General features: G+C 65.4%; 16 protein-coding genes and 1 pseudogene. 5 read left to right on the top strand and 12 right to left on the bottom strand.

Translation table 11 applies throughout. The features are described from left to right. Positions 1–3: 3 nt before the first annotated feature. The 9 genes from ASE69_RS03995 to ASE69_RS03955 form a co-directional block, all read right to left on the bottom strand. Entirely contained in the window at positions 4–1,731 is a 1,728-nt protein-coding gene (locus tag ASE69_RS03995; RefSeq protein ID WP_162236830.1) for a CocE/NonD family hydrolase, read from the bottom strand. A gap of 73 nt (positions 1,732–1,804) precedes the next feature. After that, positions 1,805–2,914 (bottom strand): CapA family protein, encoded by a 1,110-nt coding sequence (locus ASE69_RS03990; RefSeq protein ID WP_056483334.1) that lies wholly within the window; start codon positions 2,912–2,914, stop codon positions 1,805–1,807. Beyond that, positions 2,911–4,068, bottom strand: a complete 1,158-nt coding sequence (locus ASE69_RS03985; RefSeq protein ID WP_056483331.1) for a CaiB/BaiF CoA transferase family protein — start codon at positions 4,066–4,068, stop codon at positions 2,911–2,913. Before ASE69_RS03985 ends, ASE69_RS03990 begins: the two co-directional genes overlap by 4 nt. After that, a complete protein-coding gene (locus ASE69_RS03980; RefSeq protein WP_056483326.1) occupies positions 4,068–5,237 on the bottom strand; it encodes a CaiB/BaiF CoA transferase family protein in 1,170 nt (389 codons plus the stop codon). The genes ASE69_RS03985 and ASE69_RS03980 overlap by 1 nt, the downstream gene beginning before the upstream one ends. Beyond that, a complete protein-coding gene (locus tag ASE69_RS20980) occupies positions 5,234–7,399 on the bottom strand; it encodes a 2-hydroxyacyl-CoA dehydratase family protein (RefSeq protein WP_082452835.1) in 2,166 nt (721 codons plus the stop codon). Before ASE69_RS20980 ends, ASE69_RS03980 begins: the two co-directional genes overlap by 4 nt. Further along, positions 7,396–8,637 (bottom strand): CaiB/BaiF CoA transferase family protein, encoded by a 1,242-nt coding sequence (locus tag ASE69_RS03970; protein ID WP_056483323.1) that lies wholly within the window; start codon positions 8,635–8,637, stop codon positions 7,396–7,398. Before ASE69_RS03970 ends, ASE69_RS20980 begins: the two co-directional genes overlap by 4 nt. Continuing rightward, positions 8,634–9,728 carry a TRAP transporter substrate-binding protein DctP gene (gene dctP, locus ASE69_RS03965; protein ID WP_082452834.1) on the bottom strand — a complete coding sequence of 365 codons (1,095 nt, stop codon included), beginning with the start codon at positions 9,726–9,728 and terminating at the stop codon, positions 8,634–8,636. The genes ASE69_RS03970 and dctP overlap by 4 nt, the downstream gene beginning before the upstream one ends. Continuing rightward, entirely contained in the window at positions 9,725–11,026 is a 1,302-nt protein-coding gene (locus tag ASE69_RS03960; protein WP_235518072.1) for a TRAP transporter large permease, read from the bottom strand. Before ASE69_RS03960 ends, dctP begins: the two co-directional genes overlap by 4 nt. Next, positions 11,023–11,565 carry a TRAP transporter small permease gene (locus tag ASE69_RS03955; RefSeq protein ID WP_156362125.1) on the bottom strand — a complete coding sequence of 181 codons (543 nt, stop codon included), beginning with the start codon at positions 11,563–11,565 and terminating at the stop codon, positions 11,023–11,025. The genes ASE69_RS03960 and ASE69_RS03955 overlap by 4 nt, the downstream gene beginning before the upstream one ends. A 151-nt stretch (positions 11,566–11,716) precedes the next feature. Here ASE69_RS03955 and ASE69_RS03950 point away from each other — a divergent pair, with 151 nt between their 5' ends. After that, complete coding sequence (locus ASE69_RS03950) at positions 11,717–12,133, top strand: MarR family winged helix-turn-helix transcriptional regulator (RefSeq protein ID WP_162236829.1); 417 nt, start codon at positions 11,717–11,719, stop codon at positions 12,131–12,133. 3 nt (positions 12,134–12,136) lie between these two features. On the opposite strand, the gene ASE69_RS03945 is transcribed toward ASE69_RS03950, so the two are convergent. Further along, positions 12,137–13,243, bottom strand: coding sequence for a 5-methyltetrahydropteroyltriglutamate--homocysteine S-methyltransferase (locus ASE69_RS03945; RefSeq protein ID WP_056483314.1), 1,107 nt, complete (start codon positions 13,241–13,243; stop codon positions 12,137–12,139). 231 nt (positions 13,244–13,474) lie between these two features. On the opposite strand from ASE69_RS03945, the gene ASE69_RS03940 reads away from it, so the two are divergent. From ASE69_RS03940 to ASE69_RS03930, 4 genes and pseudogenes are all read left to right on the top strand, one after another. After that, a complete protein-coding gene (locus tag ASE69_RS03940; protein ID WP_056483312.1) occupies positions 13,475–13,897 on the top strand; it encodes a MarR family winged helix-turn-helix transcriptional regulator in 423 nt (140 codons plus the stop codon). Between the two features lie 33 nt (positions 13,898–13,930). Next, positions 13,931–14,861: pseudogene (locus ASE69_RS23325) on the top strand (MFS transporter); the annotation flags it as partial. Between the two features lie 6 nt (positions 14,862–14,867). Further along, entirely contained in the window at positions 14,868–15,230 is a 363-nt protein-coding gene (locus ASE69_RS23320; RefSeq protein ID WP_414882941.1) for a hypothetical protein, read from the top strand. A 14-nt stretch (positions 15,231–15,244) separates the two neighbouring features. Further along, positions 15,245–15,712: a MarR family winged helix-turn-helix transcriptional regulator gene (locus tag ASE69_RS03930; protein WP_056483309.1), complete on the top strand. Its 468-nt coding sequence runs from the start codon at positions 15,245–15,247 to the stop codon at positions 15,710–15,712. On the opposite strand, the gene ASE69_RS03925 is transcribed toward ASE69_RS03930, so the two are convergent. Together ASE69_RS03925 and ASE69_RS03920 are read right to left on the bottom strand one after the other, a co-directional pair. Beyond that, complete coding sequence (locus tag ASE69_RS03925; RefSeq protein ID WP_056483306.1) at positions 15,709–17,832, bottom strand: acetate--CoA ligase family protein; 2,124 nt, start codon at positions 17,830–17,832, stop codon at positions 15,709–15,711. The genes ASE69_RS03930 and ASE69_RS03925 overlap by 4 nt on opposite strands. Positions 17,833–17,949: 117 nt before the next feature. Continuing rightward, positions 17,950–18,786 (bottom strand): p-hydroxycinnamoyl CoA hydratase/lyase, encoded by an 837-nt coding sequence (locus tag ASE69_RS03920; protein ID WP_056483303.1) that lies wholly within the window; start codon positions 18,784–18,786, stop codon positions 17,950–17,952. Positions 18,787–18,838: the final 52 nt, after the last annotated feature.

Below are 18,838 nucleotides of genomic sequence, written 5' to 3'. Positions count from 1 at the left end.
TGTTTATTGGAATGTTGGTGTGGCGGTGAACGGTAGGTCGACGCGCGACCCTTCCGAGCTGCCGGTTAGGATGCGGAACTCGGGCGGCGGCGTCTGACGGATCTGCGCAAGATTGCGCTGGCGCGGATCGGCACCCGCCAGGGTCACTCGGATGCGGTGACCACGCTGGAAGGTGTAGGCGCGGGGCGAAAGGCTGAAGGCGAGTGTCGCGGGTGTCCCCGGCGTCATCGGTGTGACATCGGCCTGCAGTCCCGAATGATAGGGCAGGTCGAGCCTGGCATATGGCGGACGCGACAGCTTGCGGTGCGCGGCGTCCAAACGACCATGCGCGATCACCGTCGCCTGACCATCGGGCGCAACGTCTTCGACATAGGCGAACAGCACCGCATCAGGTTTGTTGATCGCGACGCGGATATGGGCAACGGGATAGCCAAGGATTCGCGCGTCGCTGGCGAGCGGTGCAGTCGTGAAGGTCGGGCCGAACTTGTCCATTGGCTTCGGCCAGAAGGCAAAATAGTCCGCCCCGGGAACGTCGTAATCGACCTTGAAGCGACTCTCGCCAGCTTCGGGTCTGGTAAGGCCGAGAGTCGCGGTGGTCGCGCCGAGATAGACCGGCGTGCGGACGATGCCGACTCCGGGCAACGTGTTCGAGCGGATCAGTTCGCCGCGGGTGCCGTCCTCGCGCCACCATGTGTAACGCGGCTCGCGATCGATTCCGTTGTCGATTCCGCGTACATAATGATCGAAGAAGCGTCGCTGCTCGCCGGCGATATCGAACTGGCTCGGCGCAGCGCAATGGCCACCTGGACCGACAATCAGCTTCCCCGGAATGTTGGCGGCAGCAAGGATCATCTGCTCGGTCGGCTCGTCCGACCAGTTGCTCCAGAAATACCAAGCGAGCCGCGGGCTGGTAAGGGCCTTGAGGTGGGTATAGGGCCCGACCTCTTCCCAAAAGCGAGTGCCGGTGTAGGACGACATGCTGTCGCGATACGGCATGCCCGCCCATAGCGGCCCCATCGGCGTGTTGCCGGCGTGCTGCGCCACCGCCTGTTTCAGCAGCGCGCCATTCCCGTCGGCATCGACGGGCACGCTGGCGGCGTCAATGCTGAGCGGTTCGTCGGGCCGCGTGTTGAACTGGGCCGTGATGCCGCCGTTGCGTACGAAGCTGTATTTGTCGATGTCGGTCGCGGCAGTGAACACAGCGCGGAGCGCCGGCGGCGAGGCGCCGGCGACGAGCATCGTGGTGCCACCCAGATACGAGCAGCCGGTCATTCCAACCTTGCCGTTCGACCAGCGTTGTGCGGCGATCCACTGAATCAGGTCACGACCGTCTTGCGCTTCGGTTTGGTCGAGGAAGCCCCGCCGCGCGCCGAACGAGGCGCCTTTGCCGCGTACATCGGCGATCGCGACGGCATAACCGGCCGCGACAAGGGCGTGGAACCCGAAGATTTCCTGGTCAAACGTCTCGACCAGCTTGCCCTTGTCGAGATAGCGCGCCCGGTACGGGGTAAACGCGAAGATCGTCGGCAACTTCGAGGCAATCGGTTTGCCGTCGACAGCCGGACGATACACGTTGATCGCTAACCGCGTGCCATCGCGCACTGGCACGTAGATCGACGAACGCGAAACGCGGCCGGCCTCCTGCTGCGCGGTCGCCGGCATAATGCCGGTCGCGATCACGGCCACGATGGCGAGGCAATTGCCCGCCTGGATTGAGACTGGTCGCCTCATCATCACTCTCCCGCATGGTCTTATCGCCACGCCACGAGGATGAAGGATTTAGTAATTAAACACAACTGTAATGTTATACAGCAATACAATTTAAATGCGTCATGCGGCCGAGGTCGAGCGGAGCAAGTCCGACGCTTTGCCCTACGGTGTCGATATAGCGCGCGACCGTCGCACCCTGGGCGTCCTTGGCAAGGATCGGGCGGCCGGGTGCCTCGAACCAGAGTGGCGTGAAGCCAGCCTCGACATTTCCGTCCGAATGCCAGCGCAACCGCCCGATCAAGCCGTTGCGCGCATCTGGATGGAACGGGGCAAGCGTGTACGCGGGGTCTGGCTCGAACCCGAACATCGTCTTGCGCCGCTCGGCCCATTCGCGACGGGCGGGGTGGTCCTGCGAAGGGCTCAGCGCGTGGGTCACAACGACGCCATTGCCAAGCCCGTGGAAGATCGGCCGGCCGCGATGGAATTCGATACCTTGCGCGATATGCGCGTGATGGCTAGCGACGACGTCGGCGCCCGCGTCGATCGCCGCCTGCGCCAGCGGCCGTTCATAGGGGGCAAGCGTCGCAGGCGAATGCGTCACCCCCTTATGCAAAGCGACGACTACCAGCGTATCCGGTCCGGTCTGCGCGCGGATCATCGTCTGCATGTCAACCAGTGACGCGGGGTCGATCGCGTCGAGCCGCGCCTGTGGCCGCGTGGGGCCACCATCGATCGCGGCGATACGGACATAGGCGGAACCGGCGCGATCCACCGTTGCCCAGGCGATCTCCGGCCCGACGCAGTTGAAGCTCAGCAGGACGATGCGGCGTCCGTCGACTGCCATCACCGCCGGACGCCGGGCGGCGGCCAGGTCCCCGCCCGCCCCGGCATGCGCGATACCAAGGCGGTCGAGCTCTGCCACCGTGTCGGCGATCCCTACAGCGCCGCAATCGGCGATATGGTTGCCGGCCATCGATACCGCCGTCACGCCGGCCCGCGCGAGCGCAGCGAGGTGATCCGGATCGGCACCGGGCGCGGGCACGTCGCCGGCCAGTTCGACGCCGCGCCGCGTGTGCGGGACTTCGAGATGCGCGATCGTTACGTCGGCCGCGCGGGTGACAGAGGCGATGCCCGACAGCCAGTGGTCCGGATCAGGCACGTCGAGAATGATGTCGCCGAGTAGCGCGATGTCGAGCACGCTCATGCCGACGGTGCTTCGAGACTGAGTTCCGCAAGTACTTCTGCGGTATGCTGGCCGATAGTTGGAACCCGCAACGACTCGGACGGCGCGTCGACGGCGAAGCCGGGTCCGACCACGGCGATGTCGCGATCGGCGCCGGGCACGTCGGCGCGGACGATCAGCCCGCGATCGACGATGTGCGGATGCCGTGCCGCCTGACCGACGTCGCGCAGCATGGCGGCGGGAATGCCGGCCTGTGTCAGCCGCCCCTCGAGCTCCGCGGCGTCCTCACTGGACAGCAGCTCGACGATGATTGCGCGCAAGACATCGTAATGCTCGACGCGAGCGGGATGCGTAGCGAAGCGCCGGTCGTCGATCAGGTCGTCGCGGCCGAGCACGCGCCATAGCGCCTCGACCTGGTGCTGATGGTTGGCGCCGAGCGCGATCCATCCCTGGGCAGTCGGATAATATTCTGCCGTTGCGACGAGGCGATAGCCACGGTTGCCGGTGCCGGCGGGTGCGATGCCGGTGAAGCTTTCGACCGCGAGGTTGGTGGCCATCAGCTTCAGCGCGGCGTCGAGCATCGCGATGTCGACCTCGCCCCCGATTCCCGTCGCGTCGCGGGTGCGCAACGCAGCGAGGATGCCAATCACGGCAAGATAGCCGCTGAATGAGTCGATCACCGGAATGCCGATCTTGCGCGGCTCGCCGCTCCGAGCCTCCATCATCGCCATGCCCGACATCGCCTGGGCGATATGGTCATAGGCGCCCCAGTCGCGAAGCGGGCCGGACTGGCCGAACCCGCTGATCGCGGCGATGACTAGCCGCGGATTGAGCGCACGCAGGCGGTCATTGGGAAAGCCGAGACGGGCCAGCACGCCGGGGCGGAAATTCTCCACCAGAACGTCGCCGCCCATGACGAGTGCATCGAGCGCTGCACGACCTTTATCGGATTTGAGGTCGAGCGCGACCGACCGCTTGCCCGCGTTGATGGCGGCGAACGGGATGCTCATCTTCGCCAGGCCGCCATGTTCGGTGTAGTCGCGGAAATCATCTCCGCGCTCGGGTGGCTCGATCTTGACGACGTCGGCGCCCAGCTGCGCGAGCATCAACGTGCAGGTCGGCCCGGATACCGCGTGCGTCAGATCGACCACACGAATGCCCTCAAGCGGCCGCATTATCGACGCTCCGTCGAGGTGAACAGCCCGGATGCCTGCAATTCGGCCGTTTCGCTTGGCGAGAAGCCAAGGTCCGCAAGGATCACGTCGGTGTCGCTGCCGGCCAATGTGCCCACACGAAGGTCGGGCGCGTCGTCTCCAAGCCGGAACGGCGTGCCGACCTGCGTTACCGGGCCATCGCGCGTGTCGAGCGTGACGGCCATGCCGCGGGCGCGCATCAACGCGCTGTTGAGCGCTTCGGCAGGGGACAGCACGGGTGTAGCCTGCGTGTCTGCAGCCTCAAAGATCGCAAGCCATGCGGCACGCGGGCGTGCGGCCAGCGTGTCGGCAATTTCGCCCTCAAGATCAGGCCAGCGTGCGGGTGTCTCGCGCCAAGAGGTCAGGTCCTCGCGTCCGATCGCCGCGCAGAAGCGACGCCAATAGGGCAGTTCCATATCGGTGGTGCACAGGAAAGCACCGTCGGCGCATTTCCACACGCCGCCCTTGGGATGAAACGCGCCGTCCGACGGTCCGAGGCTTGAGGGATCGTCGGTGCGACCTAGCGCAACCATCGCGAGCGGCAGGCAGGCATCGCTCATCGCGACGTCTATCCTCGTGCCGCGGCCCGTGCGATCACGAGCCCGCAGCGCAGCGAGCACGGCAATTGTCGCATGGGCACCGGCCAGCACGTCCGCCACCTGTACACCAGGCAGTGTCGGTCGCGCCGTGCCGTTAAGGCGCGACAGCGCGCCAGCCAGCGCTAGCCCGCCGGGGTCATGCCCGGCTTTGCCGGCAAGCGGCCCGTCCTGCCCAGCAAACGAGACCGAGCAAAAAATGAGATGCGGGTGCCGTTCCGAGACCTCCGTGTAGCCGAGGCCCATCGCAGCCATCGTGCCGGGGCGGTAATCCTCGACGAGAATGTCGGCACGCGCCAACAGCGCATCGAGTACCGTTCGTGCCTCGGGGTGCGTGGGGTTGAGCGTGATGCTGCGCTTGTTGCGCTGGTAGCTCGGCCGCGCCCGGCGACGTCGCTCGGCAGCTGGATCAGCCAGTGCGGCCTTGGCTACCTCGCGCGGATGCTCAACGCGGATCACGTCGGCGCCGAGATCACCCGCGATCCAGCCGGGATAGGCGCCCGGCAAAAACCGTGAGAAATCGAGGATCGTCACCCCGTCCAGCGCGCCGCTCATGCCGGTCGCTCGCCACTGCGCCGCGCTGCTCGCTCAGCGGCGGGGCCATCGAGGAACGCGCGCATCGCCACGTCAATCGTGCCGTCGTCCGCCGCATCCGGACTGTAATTGTCGATGCCGAGATCGAGCACTGGCACGCCGGCCGCCTGCAGCGCGCGCAATACGAACGGATCGGCGTCCGACAGTGCAACGGCTGCGTCAACGCCGTGCGTTTCGGCTTCATGCACGTGCCACGGTCCTGCCCAGCCGGGCAGGCGCAGTTCGTCGCCCATCGTCACGAACCGAGCAGCGAGCGCGCGCATCGGATCTTGGCCACCTTCGGTGCTGCGCAGATAGCCGTCGGCCGCCAGCGCTAGGTACATCGACCAAACGAAGACTGCGCCGTGGCTCTCCTCCCAACGCTGGTACCATGCCATGTCGCTCCACAACCCACGTCCGACCCACATCAGGCGGATCCGCTCGTTCGGCACTGCCGCCTCACCGGCGGCAACGCGGCCGGCAACCTCGTCATGGAATGCCTTGGCAGCGTCGCGTGCCCATACAGTGCCGCGATGCCATTGCGGGACCATCGTCGCCGGCATCGAGTCGACGATGCCGATTGGTGCGGGAACGGTCTGGGCGATCAGATCGCGCGTCTGCCGATAATAGCCCTCCTGTTCGTTGACGAGGTCCATGACCTCGGCGAAGCGCGCGGTATCAAATCGGCGACCGGTGGCGGTTTCTAGCGCGGCGATTACCTCGGCTAGCTCAGCCTCTAGCAGATCAAGCCGCGCCGGTTCGAGCACCGCGTCCCAGCGCTCCGGCAGATCGTCCCACCACCGGATCGGCAGCGCCCAGCGCGGATCGACCGTGCGTGCGTAGACGAACGGCGTGATGTCGGCGGCTCGGCCCCATTCGGCGAAGAGCGCCGCGGTCGCATCGGACGAGGCTACCGCGTGGAGATGATCGGGGTGAGGCAGCCCGCCCCAAGGGGCGAGGTCCGCGTCATCGTCGAACAGGGCGGCCAGACCCTGCGCACTGTACGGTTCCGCGCGGGTCGGCAGATCGTGCGCCTTCAGAAGGCCCAGATAACGCCGCGACTGCTGCTTCGCTGCGACGATCGATGCCCACCATTGGTTGACGACGAACGGCACGTCGAGCGCACGCAGGATTTCCTGGGGGGCGTTGGCGTTGACGACCGCGAACGGCTCGCCCGCCGCGGCTCTGGCGCGGATACCAGCGAACCATTCGCGCTGATAGCGGCCGAAATCGGCGAGCGATGCCAGCGACTTGCGGCTGCGCGCTGCCGCCGCTGGACGGGCCGTTGTAACGGGGCCCCGCGCCACTGTTGCGGGCGCGGTTGGTGTGCTCACCGGTGCGACGAGTTGCGCGACGATTGCCTCGGGTGCGTCGATGGATCCGGCGACAGTCAGCACGGAGAGCCCTCGCCGCTTCAGTGCGGCCAGCGTCCAGGGTGCGGCCTCGTCGCCATCCAGCGTTACATGGAGCACCGTTTCGGCACCAGACTCCGCCAACAGATCGGCCACGTGCGCGGCGCGTGCGTCGGGGTCGCGCAGTTGGGGCGGGGTACGAAGCCGCGGGCCAGCGAGCGTATCGAGATCGTCCGACGAAGCATCGTCGACGGCATTAGGCTCGTCGCCAACGATCGCGAAACCGGCCGCGTCGAGCGCAGCCCGAAGCGAGTCCGACTCTATCCGCGTCCCGGTGACCACCACACGGTGCTCAGCGCGTGTCTGACGCTGATCGGGTTCGACCGACGTTGCAGTTTTGATGGTTCTCGGCAAGCTGTCCAGCCAGGAACCAAGCGCGTCCAGCCTTGCGCGGTTGTAGGTGCGTGCGGACGGTCGATCGAGATGGATAAGGTCGAGCAGGTGGCATGGCGGCGGCGTCGCTTCGCCTAATCGTGCGAGTTCGCGCAGGATCGCATAGACCTGGATCTGTTCGGCATCCGCGGTCGTTACGAGGACGGGAGCGTCGTCCGATTTGGCCGCGAGCAGGGGCTCAAGCAGGCGGCGTCCGCGCGGAGACAGGCCTTTCATGCCGGTCGCCGCATCGGCGCGTGTGGTCGGGCCCTCGTGCAGCGCGATCGGCCTTGCGGAGAAGCCGTGCGCCGCCAGCCACTCGATCGGTATGTCGATGCCGATCGTGCTGATCGGCGTCATATCGTGCCCGCCTTGGCCAGCTCCGCGACTTTCTCATCGGAATAGCCGAGCGCGCGATAAACGCCGTGGTTATGCTCGCCGATCGCTATCGGGAGGACGGGATCGAACCGCGTCTCCGCGGCAGAAAAGCGGATCGGGATGCCGGCGGTGCGCAGGTCGGTCTCCGATGGATAGGACGGATGTGCGATCTCCACCGTCTCGCCCCGCGCGACGACGCGCGGATCGTCCATCGCCTCCTCGGGATCGCGAACGGGCGCGACCGGCACGCCTTGCGCCTCGAGCGCCGTGACGACGTCCGCAACGGCGTGCGCACGGGTCCAGTCGGTGATGCGGGCCTCGAGCACGATTGCATTTGCGACGCGGGCATCGCGGGTCGCGAACAGCGGATCTTTGCCAAGTTCGGGCGCGCCCATTGCCGCGAACAGACCGCTTGCCAGCTTCTCGTGCACCGCGACGATCGCGACATAGCCATCGGCGCATTCGAACACGCCGAACGGTGACAGCCGCTGGACGGTCAGCCCGGTGCGCGCAGGCATGCCCGCAGCCGCAAGCGCGGACCAGTTCTCAATTGCAACGAACGACGTGAGCGCGCCCAACATCGACACGTCGACATGCTGTCCCTCGCCGGTGCGATGGCGCTGCTCGATCGCGGCGAGGATGCCAATCACGGAAAAAACCGGCGCGAGCATGTCCGCGATTGGTACGCCGAAGCGCACCGGCGGATGATCGGGCTCGCCGCTGGTGTACATCGCGCCCGACAGCGCCTGAATTATTACATCCATCGCCTTGTCACCGCCGCGCGAGTCCGCGCCGAACCCGGACAGCGAGCAATAGACGATGCGTGGGTTGGCGGCACGGGCTGCCGCGTACCCGACGCCCAGCCGGTCGGCGGTACCGGCCGTGAAGTTCTCGACGACGATATCGGCGCTGCGCACGAGGTCCGCGAAGATCGCCGGCGCCTGCGGATCTTTGAGGTTCAGGCCAACACCGTATTTGCCGCGCCCGCGTGTCAGGTGCGAGATTGAGATATCGTCATCATGCCGCCTCTCGACCGCGATGCCGTCGCGTCCAACATACGGGCTATTGTCGCGGGCTAAATCGCCGCCGCGCGGATCCTCGACCTTGATCACGCGTGCGCCCAGCCCGGCGAGAAGCAGCGTGGCATAGGGCCCGGCGAGCGCGCGGGTTAGATCGATGACGGTCAGGCCGTCGAGGGGGCGGGTGTTGGGCTCGGTCAAGGCTTTGGTCCTTTGGAAGCGGCGCAGCGGATCGGGTCTGACGTCCCAGCGGCGGCGATGATGCGTTGCGCCTCGGCGAGCACGGAGGTGCCGTCGATGCCGAGCGAGGCAAGCCGCCCGGCCTGTGTCTTCGCGTCGGCCGTGTAGAGCGCGTCGAAATGGGCTTGGTCGGCGGCGGGGAAGGGGGTGAAGGCCATGCCGTTCTGGCGGCCGAATTCCGTCCCCGCGTCTTCGGCCTTGAGCAGTTCGGTGTTGAGCGCAGCCTCCCATACACGACGCGAGGCGGCCATCAGGCGCTGCAGATCTGGCGGCAGCCGGCGCCAGGCGCGGTCCGACATGGCGCGCGCTGGATAGGCTCCGCGGCTGAAGCGTATTGGCGTGAAATGTTTTGCAACTTCCGAGAAATGCAGACTCTTGATCGTATCTGCAGGCGCCACGACGCCGTCGATGATGCCCTTGGCAAGCGCCGAATAGACCTCGCCCATTGGCATGTTGACCGGGTTTGCGCCAAGTTGCCGCAAAACGTCGTTGGCGTCGGTCTGCGCGCGCAAGCGGAGCCCCTTAAAGTCAACAAGCGAGCGCACCGCCCGGGTCCGGGTAAGAACGCCCGGGAAGTTCCCGCCCTGTACCGCGAGCACGTGGAGTCCGGCGAGTTCCCGGTCGAATTGCGGAAAGCGCTGGGCGAGGCAGTCATAGATCGCCACTTGGTCGCCGATCGTCCGCACGCCGCCGTAGAAACCCGACTGCGCGCGCAGCAGGTGCACGCCGCCACGCGTATAGATCGGCGTGATCAGCCCGATATCGGCGACGCCGTGACGGATCTCGACCATACTCTGGTCGGACGACAACAGTGCCCCGCCCCAGAAGGGCTTGATGCGGATGCGGCCATGGCTCTGCGCTTCGACCGCTTTCATCCAGGAGATATCGGCGCGGCTGAACGGATGCGTCGGTGGATACGGGCTGGCATAGGTCAGCGTGATCGGCGCATCGTCGGGGCTATTTGATTGGTCCGCTGGACGGCACGCCCCGAGACCAAGACCAAGACCGAGCGCGACCGCCACGAGAGGGATGAGCCTGAACAGCCGAGTCATGCGATCACCTTCGGCAGCCAGAGTACGATGATGGGAAAGGCGATGATAAGTCCCAGATGGATGAAGTCGGCGATGAGGAACGGAACGATTCCGCGAAAGATGGTGCCGAGCGGAATGTCGCGTGCCATCGCCTGAATGACATAGACGTTGAGGCCGAGGGGCGGGTGGACGAAGCCGATCTCCATCGTCCGCACCAGAAATATGCCGAACCAGACCGGGCTCATGCCCAGCTGTTCGGCGATTGGCAGGAAAATGGGCGTGGTCAGTAGCATCAGCGCCAAGCCGTCGAGGAACGAGCCGAGCAGCAGCAGCACAAGGGCCATAACGAGGATCGCAATCGTCGGCGTGGCGTGCGCGTCAGTCACCAGCTTAGCGAGATGCTCAGTGATCTCGCTGACGCTGATGAAGGTCGCGAACAGGATCGCGCCAATGATGACGACATAGATCATGCCGGTCGTGCGCAGCGTCGCCCGCAGCGCGTCGGCAAAGGCGACGCGGGTGATACCGCCGCGGAACATCCATAGCAGCAGCGCGCCCGCAACGCCGACCGAGGCGGCTTCCGTCGGTGTGAACCAGCCGATCATCAGACCGCCGATCACGAACAGGATCAGCAACAGGATGTCGGCGATGCGGCGCAGCGCCGGCCAGCGCTCGCGCCACGGCATGCGGATTGTCGCCGGCCCGAGAGCGGGGTTGATCGCGCAGAGGATGGCGATCGTCGCCATGTAGAAGATCGCCTGCGTAACGCCGGGGATGATCGCCGCGGCGAACAGCTTGCCGATCGACTGTTCGGCAATGATGCCGAACACGATCAATGCGCCCGACGGCGGTACCAGCGAGCCGAGCGTACCGCCTGCCGCAAGCGCGCCAGTGGCGAGGCCCGGATCGTACCCCGCGCGGCGCATTTCGGGCAGCGCGACTGAAGTGACCGTGGCGACGGTCGCCAGGCTCGATCCGCTGATCGCGCCGAACCCGGCACACCCCCCGATCGACGCGAGTGCCAGCCCGCCGCGCCGATGGCCAAGAAACGCGGCAGCAGCGCTGAAGAAGTCGCGGCTCGCCCCCGCTGCGAAGCAGATATGGGCCATCAGCAGGAATAGCGGCAGGACGCCCAGTTCGTATTTTGAGATCGTCTCGAAGGCGACCACGCCGGCCTTGATCACCGCAGGCTCGGGACCGATTAGGACCGCAATGCCCGACATGCCGACCAATGCGAGAGCAATCCCAATCGGGACGCCCCCGGCGAGCGCCGCGAGCAGGACCAGTATGCCGACGATACCGACGAGTTCGGGCGTCACGCGGCAGTCCTCTTGATCGCCGCGCGCGCGAACAGGACCATAATGATCAGCGTCGCGCCAATCCAAAGCAGCCGGAACCAGCGCAGCGGCAACAGCAGCAAATCGGTCCGCTCATGGCCATTCCACAGGTCCGACGCGACCCAGACCGAGCCGATCGCGAACAGTAAGAAGGTAAGCGCCGACAGCGCATCAGCAACCCGCTGAGCGACACGCACGCCGCGCGGGGATAGTCGTTCGGTGACGATATGCACCGCCGCGTGGGCGCCGACGATCGTCGCGCCGATCATCGCCGACGACGCGATCAGCACGACCGCGACCTGCACCAGCTCGATCGAGCCTAGAAACGTAAAGCCGATGTGACGGCCGAGCACGGCGATGCCGTCAATCGCTGCGGCGGACAACAGCCCGACAGAGCCGATCCAGAACACGATGCGCTGGGCGCGGCTTGACGGCACCTGGGCTGGCGGCGCGGCGTCCGGCCCGATGTCAGCGTCGTCGAAAACGGTCGCATGCGGATCGGTCATCGTCGATGCGCTCACCACAGTCTCCCCTGATATTGACAGCGCGACGCGGCTGCCTGCTAGATCAAATGATGATCGATATCGTTGTAGGAATCAACTGTAATATGAGATGCCATTTATGATGGGGGTACGGCCATCCCGGCGTGGCGCGGGACTCTCGTTGGGGCGGATGGACGATTATCTCGGCTTCCGCCTCCGCCGTATCCAGAATCGGCTTTCGAAGGACTTTGCCGCTGCGGTGGCCGAGCACGGGTTGAAGCAGGGGCTGTTCTCGTCGCTGGCGCTGATCTCCGCCAATCCGGGGACGTCGCAGGCGTTCGTTTCGCGAGAAGTGGGGCTCGACAAGTCGGCGACCGTGGCAATCGTCGATGAGCTAGAGCGGCGCGGCTGGGCCGAGAGGCAGGCGTCGGCAACGGACCGACGGCGCCACGCGCTGTTCATCACGCCGGCAGGGGACGCGTTCCTTGATCAGATGTTCGTGATCCTCGACAGAACTGAACAGAAGGCGGTCGAGCAACTCAGCGCGGCGGAATTTGCGTTGCTGCAGGAACTGCTCGACCGCATCTATGTGGCGTGCGTGGAATAGGCGCTAGATCTCGCCCCATACGTCGCGTGCGACATCAACCACCAGCCTGAGCTTGTCCGCTTGCTGCCCGACCTCGATGTCGTTGCCATGCACGGTCGACGAGAAGCCGCATTGCGGTGACAGCGCCATCTGGTCGAGCGGCATGTGCTCGGCAGCGGCGTCGATCCGGCGCTTCACGTCGTCCTTGTGCTCGAGCTCGCCGAGCTTTGTGGTGACGAGGCCCAGCACCACGGTCTTGCCCTTGGGAACGTGGCGAAGCGGCGCGAAGTCGCCCGAGCGGGGGTCGTCATATTCGAGGAAATAGCCGTCGACTGCGAGTTCGTTGAAGAGCACTTCCGCAACCGGCTCGTAGCCGCCTTCGGCCGCCCAGGACGAGCGGAAATTGCCGCGGCACAGATGGACGCACACGATCATGTCGTCGGGCCTGTCGCGGATCGAGTCGTTGATGATCCGCGCATAGAGCCGTGGCAGCGCGTCCGGATCCATCCCGCGACGCCGGGCATTCTCGCGCTGGGTGTCGTCGCACAGATAGGCCAGGTTAGTATCGTCGAGTTGCAGATAACGGCATCCGGCCGCGGCCAAGCCGGCGATCTCGGCGCGGTAAGCAGCCGAGAGGTCCGCGTAGAACTGGTCGAGGTCGGGATAGGCGACCGTGTCGATCGCGTCGCGACCGCCGCGGAAGTGCAACATCGTCGGCGACGGAATCGTCACCTTTGGCAGGCGCGACGTAGTTTCGGCGAGGAATTGATAGTCGCGGCGTTGGATGTCGCGCGCATGTCTGACCGACCCAGTGATCTTCATTACCGGTGGTGCGTAGCTAAGCTCCTTGCCGCCATGCTGGTGGAAATGTACCTGGGTACCGCCGGCTTCCTCGACACCATCGAGCTGAAGCAGGAAGTCGGTGTGGAAATAGGTGCGCCGGAATTCTCCGTCAGTGATTCCCTTCAAGCCCAGATCCTCCTGGAACGCGACCACGTCGCGGATCGCGGCATCCTCGACAGTGCGAAGCGCGTTCGCATCGATCCGCTGCGCAGCGAAATCGCTACGGGCTGCCAGCAGTGCCGCAGGACGCAAGAAACTGCCGACGTGATCGGCACGGAAAGGTGGCATGCCCGACAATTCTTCTCTCCCGGCTTGACGTTTTTTGTATGTAACACGTACGATATTCTTGTCCTGAAAGCAGGGCAAGGAGAGATGCATGGCCTGGATCCGAGGTGCTCGAACCGCAGTCACGGTCCATCGCCGCCAATCCGGATATGTAGTTGCGCGGCTACTCGGTCGATACCGGCGCGATACGTGCGCGCTCGATCATCGATAAGTTGGCGGCGGCGGAATGCGCGGTTGGCTGACGATCTTGGATCACTGGACGCCATTCTCGGGCTCCATCTACGCCTGGCACACGGCGCGGTGCAGCGGCATTTCGGTGAGCATTTCGCGTCGATCGGGCTGACCCAGAAGCAAGTGTCGGTGCTGTGGCTGGCGGACGAACAGCCCGGCATCGCGCAGACCAATCTTGCCCGCAGGCTGCAGATGGACCGTGCAACGACGATGGCAATCGTCCATGCCCTGGAGAAGCTCGGGCTGCTGACGCGCGACCGGGCGGCGGACGCACGGCGCGTGGCGTTGTCGCTGACGCCGGCGGGGCGCAAGTCGCTTGCCGGTGCGCGAACGGCGATCGCCGCGCATGAGGCCTGGCTGCGCGCGCGGTTCACCGTTGAAGAAGCGGAGACGTTGATCGCGCTGCTTCGCCGGATACATGACTGAGAAGCCCGCCGGCGGGCACCATTGGAGGAAGGCATGGCGGACGATCCACGCGCGATCATCGATTCCGAACCGATGTCGCGGTTCCAATGGGGGGTGGTCGCAATCATGGTCGGGCTGAACGCGCTCGACGGGTTCGATGTGCTGTCGATCAGCTTTGCCTCGCCGGGTATCGTCCGCGACTGGGGCATCGATCGTGGTGCGCTGGGGCTGGTCCTGTCGATGGAACTGATTGGCATGGCGGTCGGGTCGATCGTACTGGGCGGAGTCGCCGACCGCATAGGTCGGCGGTACACAATCCTCGGCTGCCTGTTAGTGATGGCGTTCGGAATGGCCGGGGCGTCGACGGCCTACGGGTTGACGACGCTGTCACTGTGGCGAGTGCTGACCGGGCTCGGTATTGGCGGCATGCTGGCCACGACCAACGCTGCGGTGTCTGAGGCTGCGAATGCCGCGCAATCTGGCGGTGGTGCTGATGGCGGCGGGCTATCCGCTGGGTGCGATCGTCGGCGGGTCGATCGCGTCGCTGCTGCTCAGCCAGCATGACTGGCCAATCGTGTTCCAGTTCGGCGCCGTGGCGACCTTGTGTTTCGTGCCTATCGTCCTGTGGCGGGCGCCGGAGTCTATTGCCTTCGCGATGCAGCGGCGCGGGTCCGACACGCTCGCGGCGGTCAACCATACGCTAACGCGCATGGGGCACCGCACAGTCGTCACGCTGCCGCCGCTGGAGGGAACACGTGAGCGGCTACCGCTCGCCGCGCTGTTTTCGCCAGCGTTGCTTCGCGTGACGCTGCTCATCACGCTAGCCTACACGGCGCAATTGATGACCTTCTACTTTCTGCTGAAATGGATTCCGAAAATCGTCGTCGACATGGGCTTTCAAGCAAGTTCCGCGGGCGGCGTGCTAGTGTTCGCCAACTGCGGTGGACTGGTCGGCTCGCTCGTTCTTGGCCTGCTGACCGCGCGCATTCGGGTGCGCACGCTGACGATGGTGATGATGGCATTCTCCTCAGTACTGGTGGCGTTGTTCGGTCGCGGGCAGGGGAGCTACGCCGAGCTGGCGGCGATTGCCGCGATCACCGGCTTTTTTACCAATGGCGGTATCGTCGGGCTATATGCGGTGCTTGCCCGCGCCTTCCCGACTGCGGTGCGCGCGACTGCGACGGGGTTCGCCATCGGCGTCGGACGGGGTGGATCTGCGTTGGCGCCCGCCCTTGCCGGCGCATTGTTCTCGGCGGGCTATGGACTTCAGACCGTCGCGATATTGATGGCGTCCGGATCGGTCATCGCCTTGATTGCGCTGCTCGCTTTGGGCAACAGGGCGGCACCGTCGTAAACTAGGGGCCGACCATGGCGACATTGCCGCAGGAGATACCAGAAGACGGCGTCGAGTTGGGCGTACTGGCCGATCTCGCCGGCTATCACCTACGCCGTGCCTCAGGCGCTTTTGCCGCCGACTTCGTGCGCGCACTGGACGGAACCGGCATGCGCCAGGTTTTGTTCGCAATCCTGTCGGTCGTGGCGGCAAACCCGGACATCAACCAGGGTGCTGTCGGACGCGCGCTCGGCATCCAGCGTGCCAATATGGTGTCGTTGATCAATGAGCTGGTCGATGCGGCGTTAGTCGAGCGGCGCGTCTCGCCAGACGATCGACGGGCGTTCGCGCTACGCCTGAGCGTGGCAGGACAGGCGAAACTCGACGACTGCATTGCACGCATCCACGAGCATGAGGAAGCAATGTTATCCGATCTCGCCGGGCCCGACCGTGCGCGGCTGATCGCGCTGCTGTCGCGGATCGAAGCGAAGGAACGCAGCTAGGCTTCCGCGGCGAAGATCAAAGCATCGAGCGCGATCGCGCCCTGGTCCGTCGGATAGACGACCACCGGGTTGAGATCGATCTCGCGGATCTCCGGCGTACCACGCAGCAGCTGCCCGAGCGTTGCGATGATGTCGGCCACCGCGTCGACGTCCAGCGCCGGCGCGCCGCGCCAGCCGTCGAACAACGCGCCACTCTTCAACGCGCGGAGTTCGGCGATAATGGCGTCGCGGGAGAGGTCGGGCGACAGCAGCCGTACGTCCTGCAAGATTTCAGCCTGCACGCCCCCGAACCCGACCAGGATCACCGCGCCCCAGTCCGGATCGTTGCGGGCACCGATGATCAGTTCGACGCCGCGCGCGCCCATCGCCTCGACCAGCACGCCGTCCAGTGTCACGTCGGAAGCATGCGCCGCGACATTGGCATGAAGTCGGGCCCACCCGTCGGTCAGCGCGGCATCGTCGGTAAGGTTCAGGATCACGCCTCCCGCGTCGCTTTTGTGGCTGAGCGCCTGCGCCTGCGCCTTAATCACGACGGGATAGCCGATACGCGCGGCAACCGCCTGTGCTTCCACCAGCGTTCTCGCGAACCCGCCCTGTGGGAAGGGGATGCCAAGTGGTGCCAGCATCTCCTTCGCACGGTATTCGGCGATAACGCCTCCGTGCGGCAGCGTCGCCGTTGTGGGCTCACCGGCAGACACCTGCTCGTTGCCGCTGCCGGCGTTCAGGATCCGAGCCAAGGCGCGGAAGGCGCGGTCGGGGGAGGGGAAATACGGCACGCCCAATTTCCGCAGCCTTGTGATGTATTCGGGCTGCACCGCCGCGCCGTCGTCCAGGCCGGCGAAGATCACCGGTTTGTCAAGCGACAGCACCTCAATCGCGGCGATGATTGGTTCGAACTTGAGCGTCGCGGTGGCGGCATCGGTCTGGATTATGGCAAGCACGATACTGCCGAACGTGGCGTCGGCAAGCAGGGGCGCCATCGTCCGGCGATAGAGGTCGGGATCGACCAGCGCCTGCGCGGTCAGATCCATCGGATTGCTGATCGGAATAAAGTCCGGCAGGCCAAACCGCAGTGCCGCCCCGGTCTCGGTTGATACGGCGGGGAGGGGCAGGTCCAGCGTCTCGCAGAGATCGAGGCTGAGTGCTTTGAACGCGCCCGATTCAGTTAGCACTGCCGTGCCGCCGGCCGGCATCGGGCCACAGCGTATGGCGAGGTCGACGACGTCACCTAGCTCCTCGAGGCTGTCGACCAGGACCACACCGGCGCGCTCCACCTTCGTGCGCATCACCTGATAGTCGCCGGCCATTGCACCGGTGTGCGTCGCAGCCGAGTCGCGCGCTGCGCTGCTTCGTCCGGGGTGCAGCAGCACGATCAGCTTGCCCGCCGCCCGCGCACGATCCGCCAGCGCGAGGAAGCGTGCGGGCTTGCGGAACTGCTCGACGATCATCGCGATCGCGCTCGTATCGGGATCGTCCAGCAGATATTCGACATAGTCCTCGACGCCGCTCGCCGCCTCGTTGCCCGTCGACACCGAGATCGAGATGCCGAGCTCCTTGCTCATCAGCGTCGTGCCGAGCACCACCGCCATCGCGCCCGACTGAGACACGATGCCAATTCCGGGCCGCCCATTCAGTCTTTCCGTCGGGGTCTGCACGAAGGTGAGCGGAATACCGTCGATATAGTTGGTCATGCCCAGGCAGTTTGGCCCCTCGACCACCATGCCGCTCTCCGCCGCGATACGTGCGACGTCACGTTGTGCGGCGAGCCCTTCCTCGCCCCCCTCGGCGAACCCAGCGGAGAAGATCACCGCGGCACCGACGCCGCGTGTCGCCAGCGCCCGGATCGTATCGAGCACCGCGCCGCCTGGAATCGCCAGCACCGCCGCATCGACGCCTTCAGGCAGGTCGGCCACCGAACGCAGGCAGGCACGGCCAGCGATCGAATCCCGCTTTGGGTTGATCAGGTGAATGTCGCCGGTGAAGCCGTGCCGCTCGAGATTAGCCAATACCTGGTTGCCAAGGGCACCAGGCTTGTCCGAGGCGCCGAGGATGGCGACGGACCGGGGACGGATCAGACGGTCGAGCGCGTTTCTGGCCGGTGCAAAGCTGTCGGTGGTCATTCTGGAACCTTTCCGACCCCCGGAACGGCGTCCGGGGGCCGCCGATCCGCGACGTGGCCGATCGGCGATTGTGCAAGACCGTTACCCCGAACCAGGTTCGGGGTGACGGAAGGGGGCTCAGCCCGCCTGCTTCGACGTGTCGTACGCGCCGAGACCCGGCTTGAACGTCTTGTCGTCAATGAACTGCTTGATCCCCTCCTTGCGACCCTCATTATCGTAGGAGTTCGCCGCTTCTTGCGCGCGGATCAGGTAATCCTCGGCATCGTCGTAGCTCAGCACACCGACGCGGCGCACGGCGTCCTTGGTGGCCTTCAGCGCGACCGGGTTCTTCTTCAACAGCACATTGGCGACCTGGGTCACGCGATTCTTCAGCGTATCAAGCGGCACCGCCTCGTTGACCAGGCCCCAGTCAGCGGCGGTCTTGCCGTCGACGTTCTCGCCCATCATCGCGTGATACATTGCCTTGCGGAACGGCAACAACTCTACCGCGACCTTGGTAGCACCGCCGCCGGGCAGGATGCCCCAGTTGATCTCGCTGAGGCCGAACTGCGCATCCTCCGCCGCGAACGCCAGATCGCAGGCGAACAACGGGCCGTAGCCGCCGCCGAAGCACCAGCCGTTGACCATCGCGATTGTCGGCTTCTGGTACCAGCGCAGCCGCCGCCACCAGCCGTAGCTTTCTCGCTGCGCCTGACGGCTCGCGCCCAAGCCCTTGGCCTCGGTCTCGCGGAAATATTCCTTCAGGTCCATGCCCGCCGACCAGGCCGATCCCTCGCCCGACAGCACCAGCACGCCGACATCGTCGCGGAACTCAAGTGCCTCCAGCACCTCCAACATCTCGCGGTTGAGCGTGGGGTTCATGCAGTTGCGCTTTTCGGGACGATTGAAGCGTACCCATGCGATGCGATCAACGATATCGTAGGCGACGGTGCCGTGGGGGGAGGTGGTGGTCATGGCTATCTTTCATGCTGCCCTTCCTATTATGAGGAGGGGCTGGGGTTAGTGC

This window comes from Sphingomonas sp. Leaf208, from assembly GCF_001421415.1.
Classification (GTDB): domain Bacteria; phylum Pseudomonadota; class Alphaproteobacteria; order Sphingomonadales; family Sphingomonadaceae; genus Sphingomonas.
The sequence above is the reverse complement of the archived record's forward strand: the minus strand, read 5'-3'. Positions and strand labels throughout refer to the sequence as shown.

Bases quoted from the DNA above. Each gene is read 5' to 3' on its own strand.
- ASE69_RS03945 (WP_056483314.1), bottom strand. From the start codon at position 13,243: ATGCCACCTTTCCGTGCCGATCACGTCGGCAGTTTCTTGCGTCCTGCG.
- dctP (WP_082452834.1), bottom strand. From the start codon at position 9,728: ATGACTCGGCTGTTCAGGCTCATCCCTCTCGTGGCGGTCGCGCTCGGT.
- ASE69_RS03980 (WP_056483326.1), bottom strand. From the start codon at position 5,237: ATGAGCGGCGCGCTGGACGGGGTGACGATCCTCGATTTCTCACGGTTT.
- ASE69_RS03990 (WP_056483334.1), bottom strand. From the start codon at position 2,914: ATGAGCGTGCTCGACATCGCGCTACTCGGCGACATCATTCTCGACGTG.
- ASE69_RS03920 (WP_056483303.1), bottom strand. From the start codon at position 18,786: ATGACCACCACCTCCCCCCACGGCACCGTCGCCTACGATATCGTTGAT.
- ASE69_RS03995 (WP_162236830.1), bottom strand. From the start codon at position 1,731: ATGAGGCGACCAGTCTCAATCCAGGCGGGCAATTGCCTCGCCATCGTG.
- ASE69_RS03985 (WP_056483331.1), bottom strand. From the start codon at position 4,068: ATGCGGCCGCTTGAGGGCATTCGTGTGGTCGATCTGACGCACGCGGTA.
- ASE69_RS03930 (WP_056483309.1), top strand. From the start codon at position 15,245: ATGGCGACATTGCCGCAGGAGATACCAGAAGACGGCGTCGAGTTGGGC.
- ASE69_RS03925 (WP_056483306.1), bottom strand. From the start codon at position 17,832: ATGACCACCGACAGCTTTGCACCGGCCAGAAACGCGCTCGACCGTCTG.
- ASE69_RS20980 (WP_082452835.1), bottom strand. From the start codon at position 7,399: ATGACGCCGATCAGCACGATCGGCATCGACATACCGATCGAGTGGCTG.
- ASE69_RS03950 (WP_162236829.1), top strand. From the start codon at position 11,717: ATGGACGATTATCTCGGCTTCCGCCTCCGCCGTATCCAGAATCGGCTT.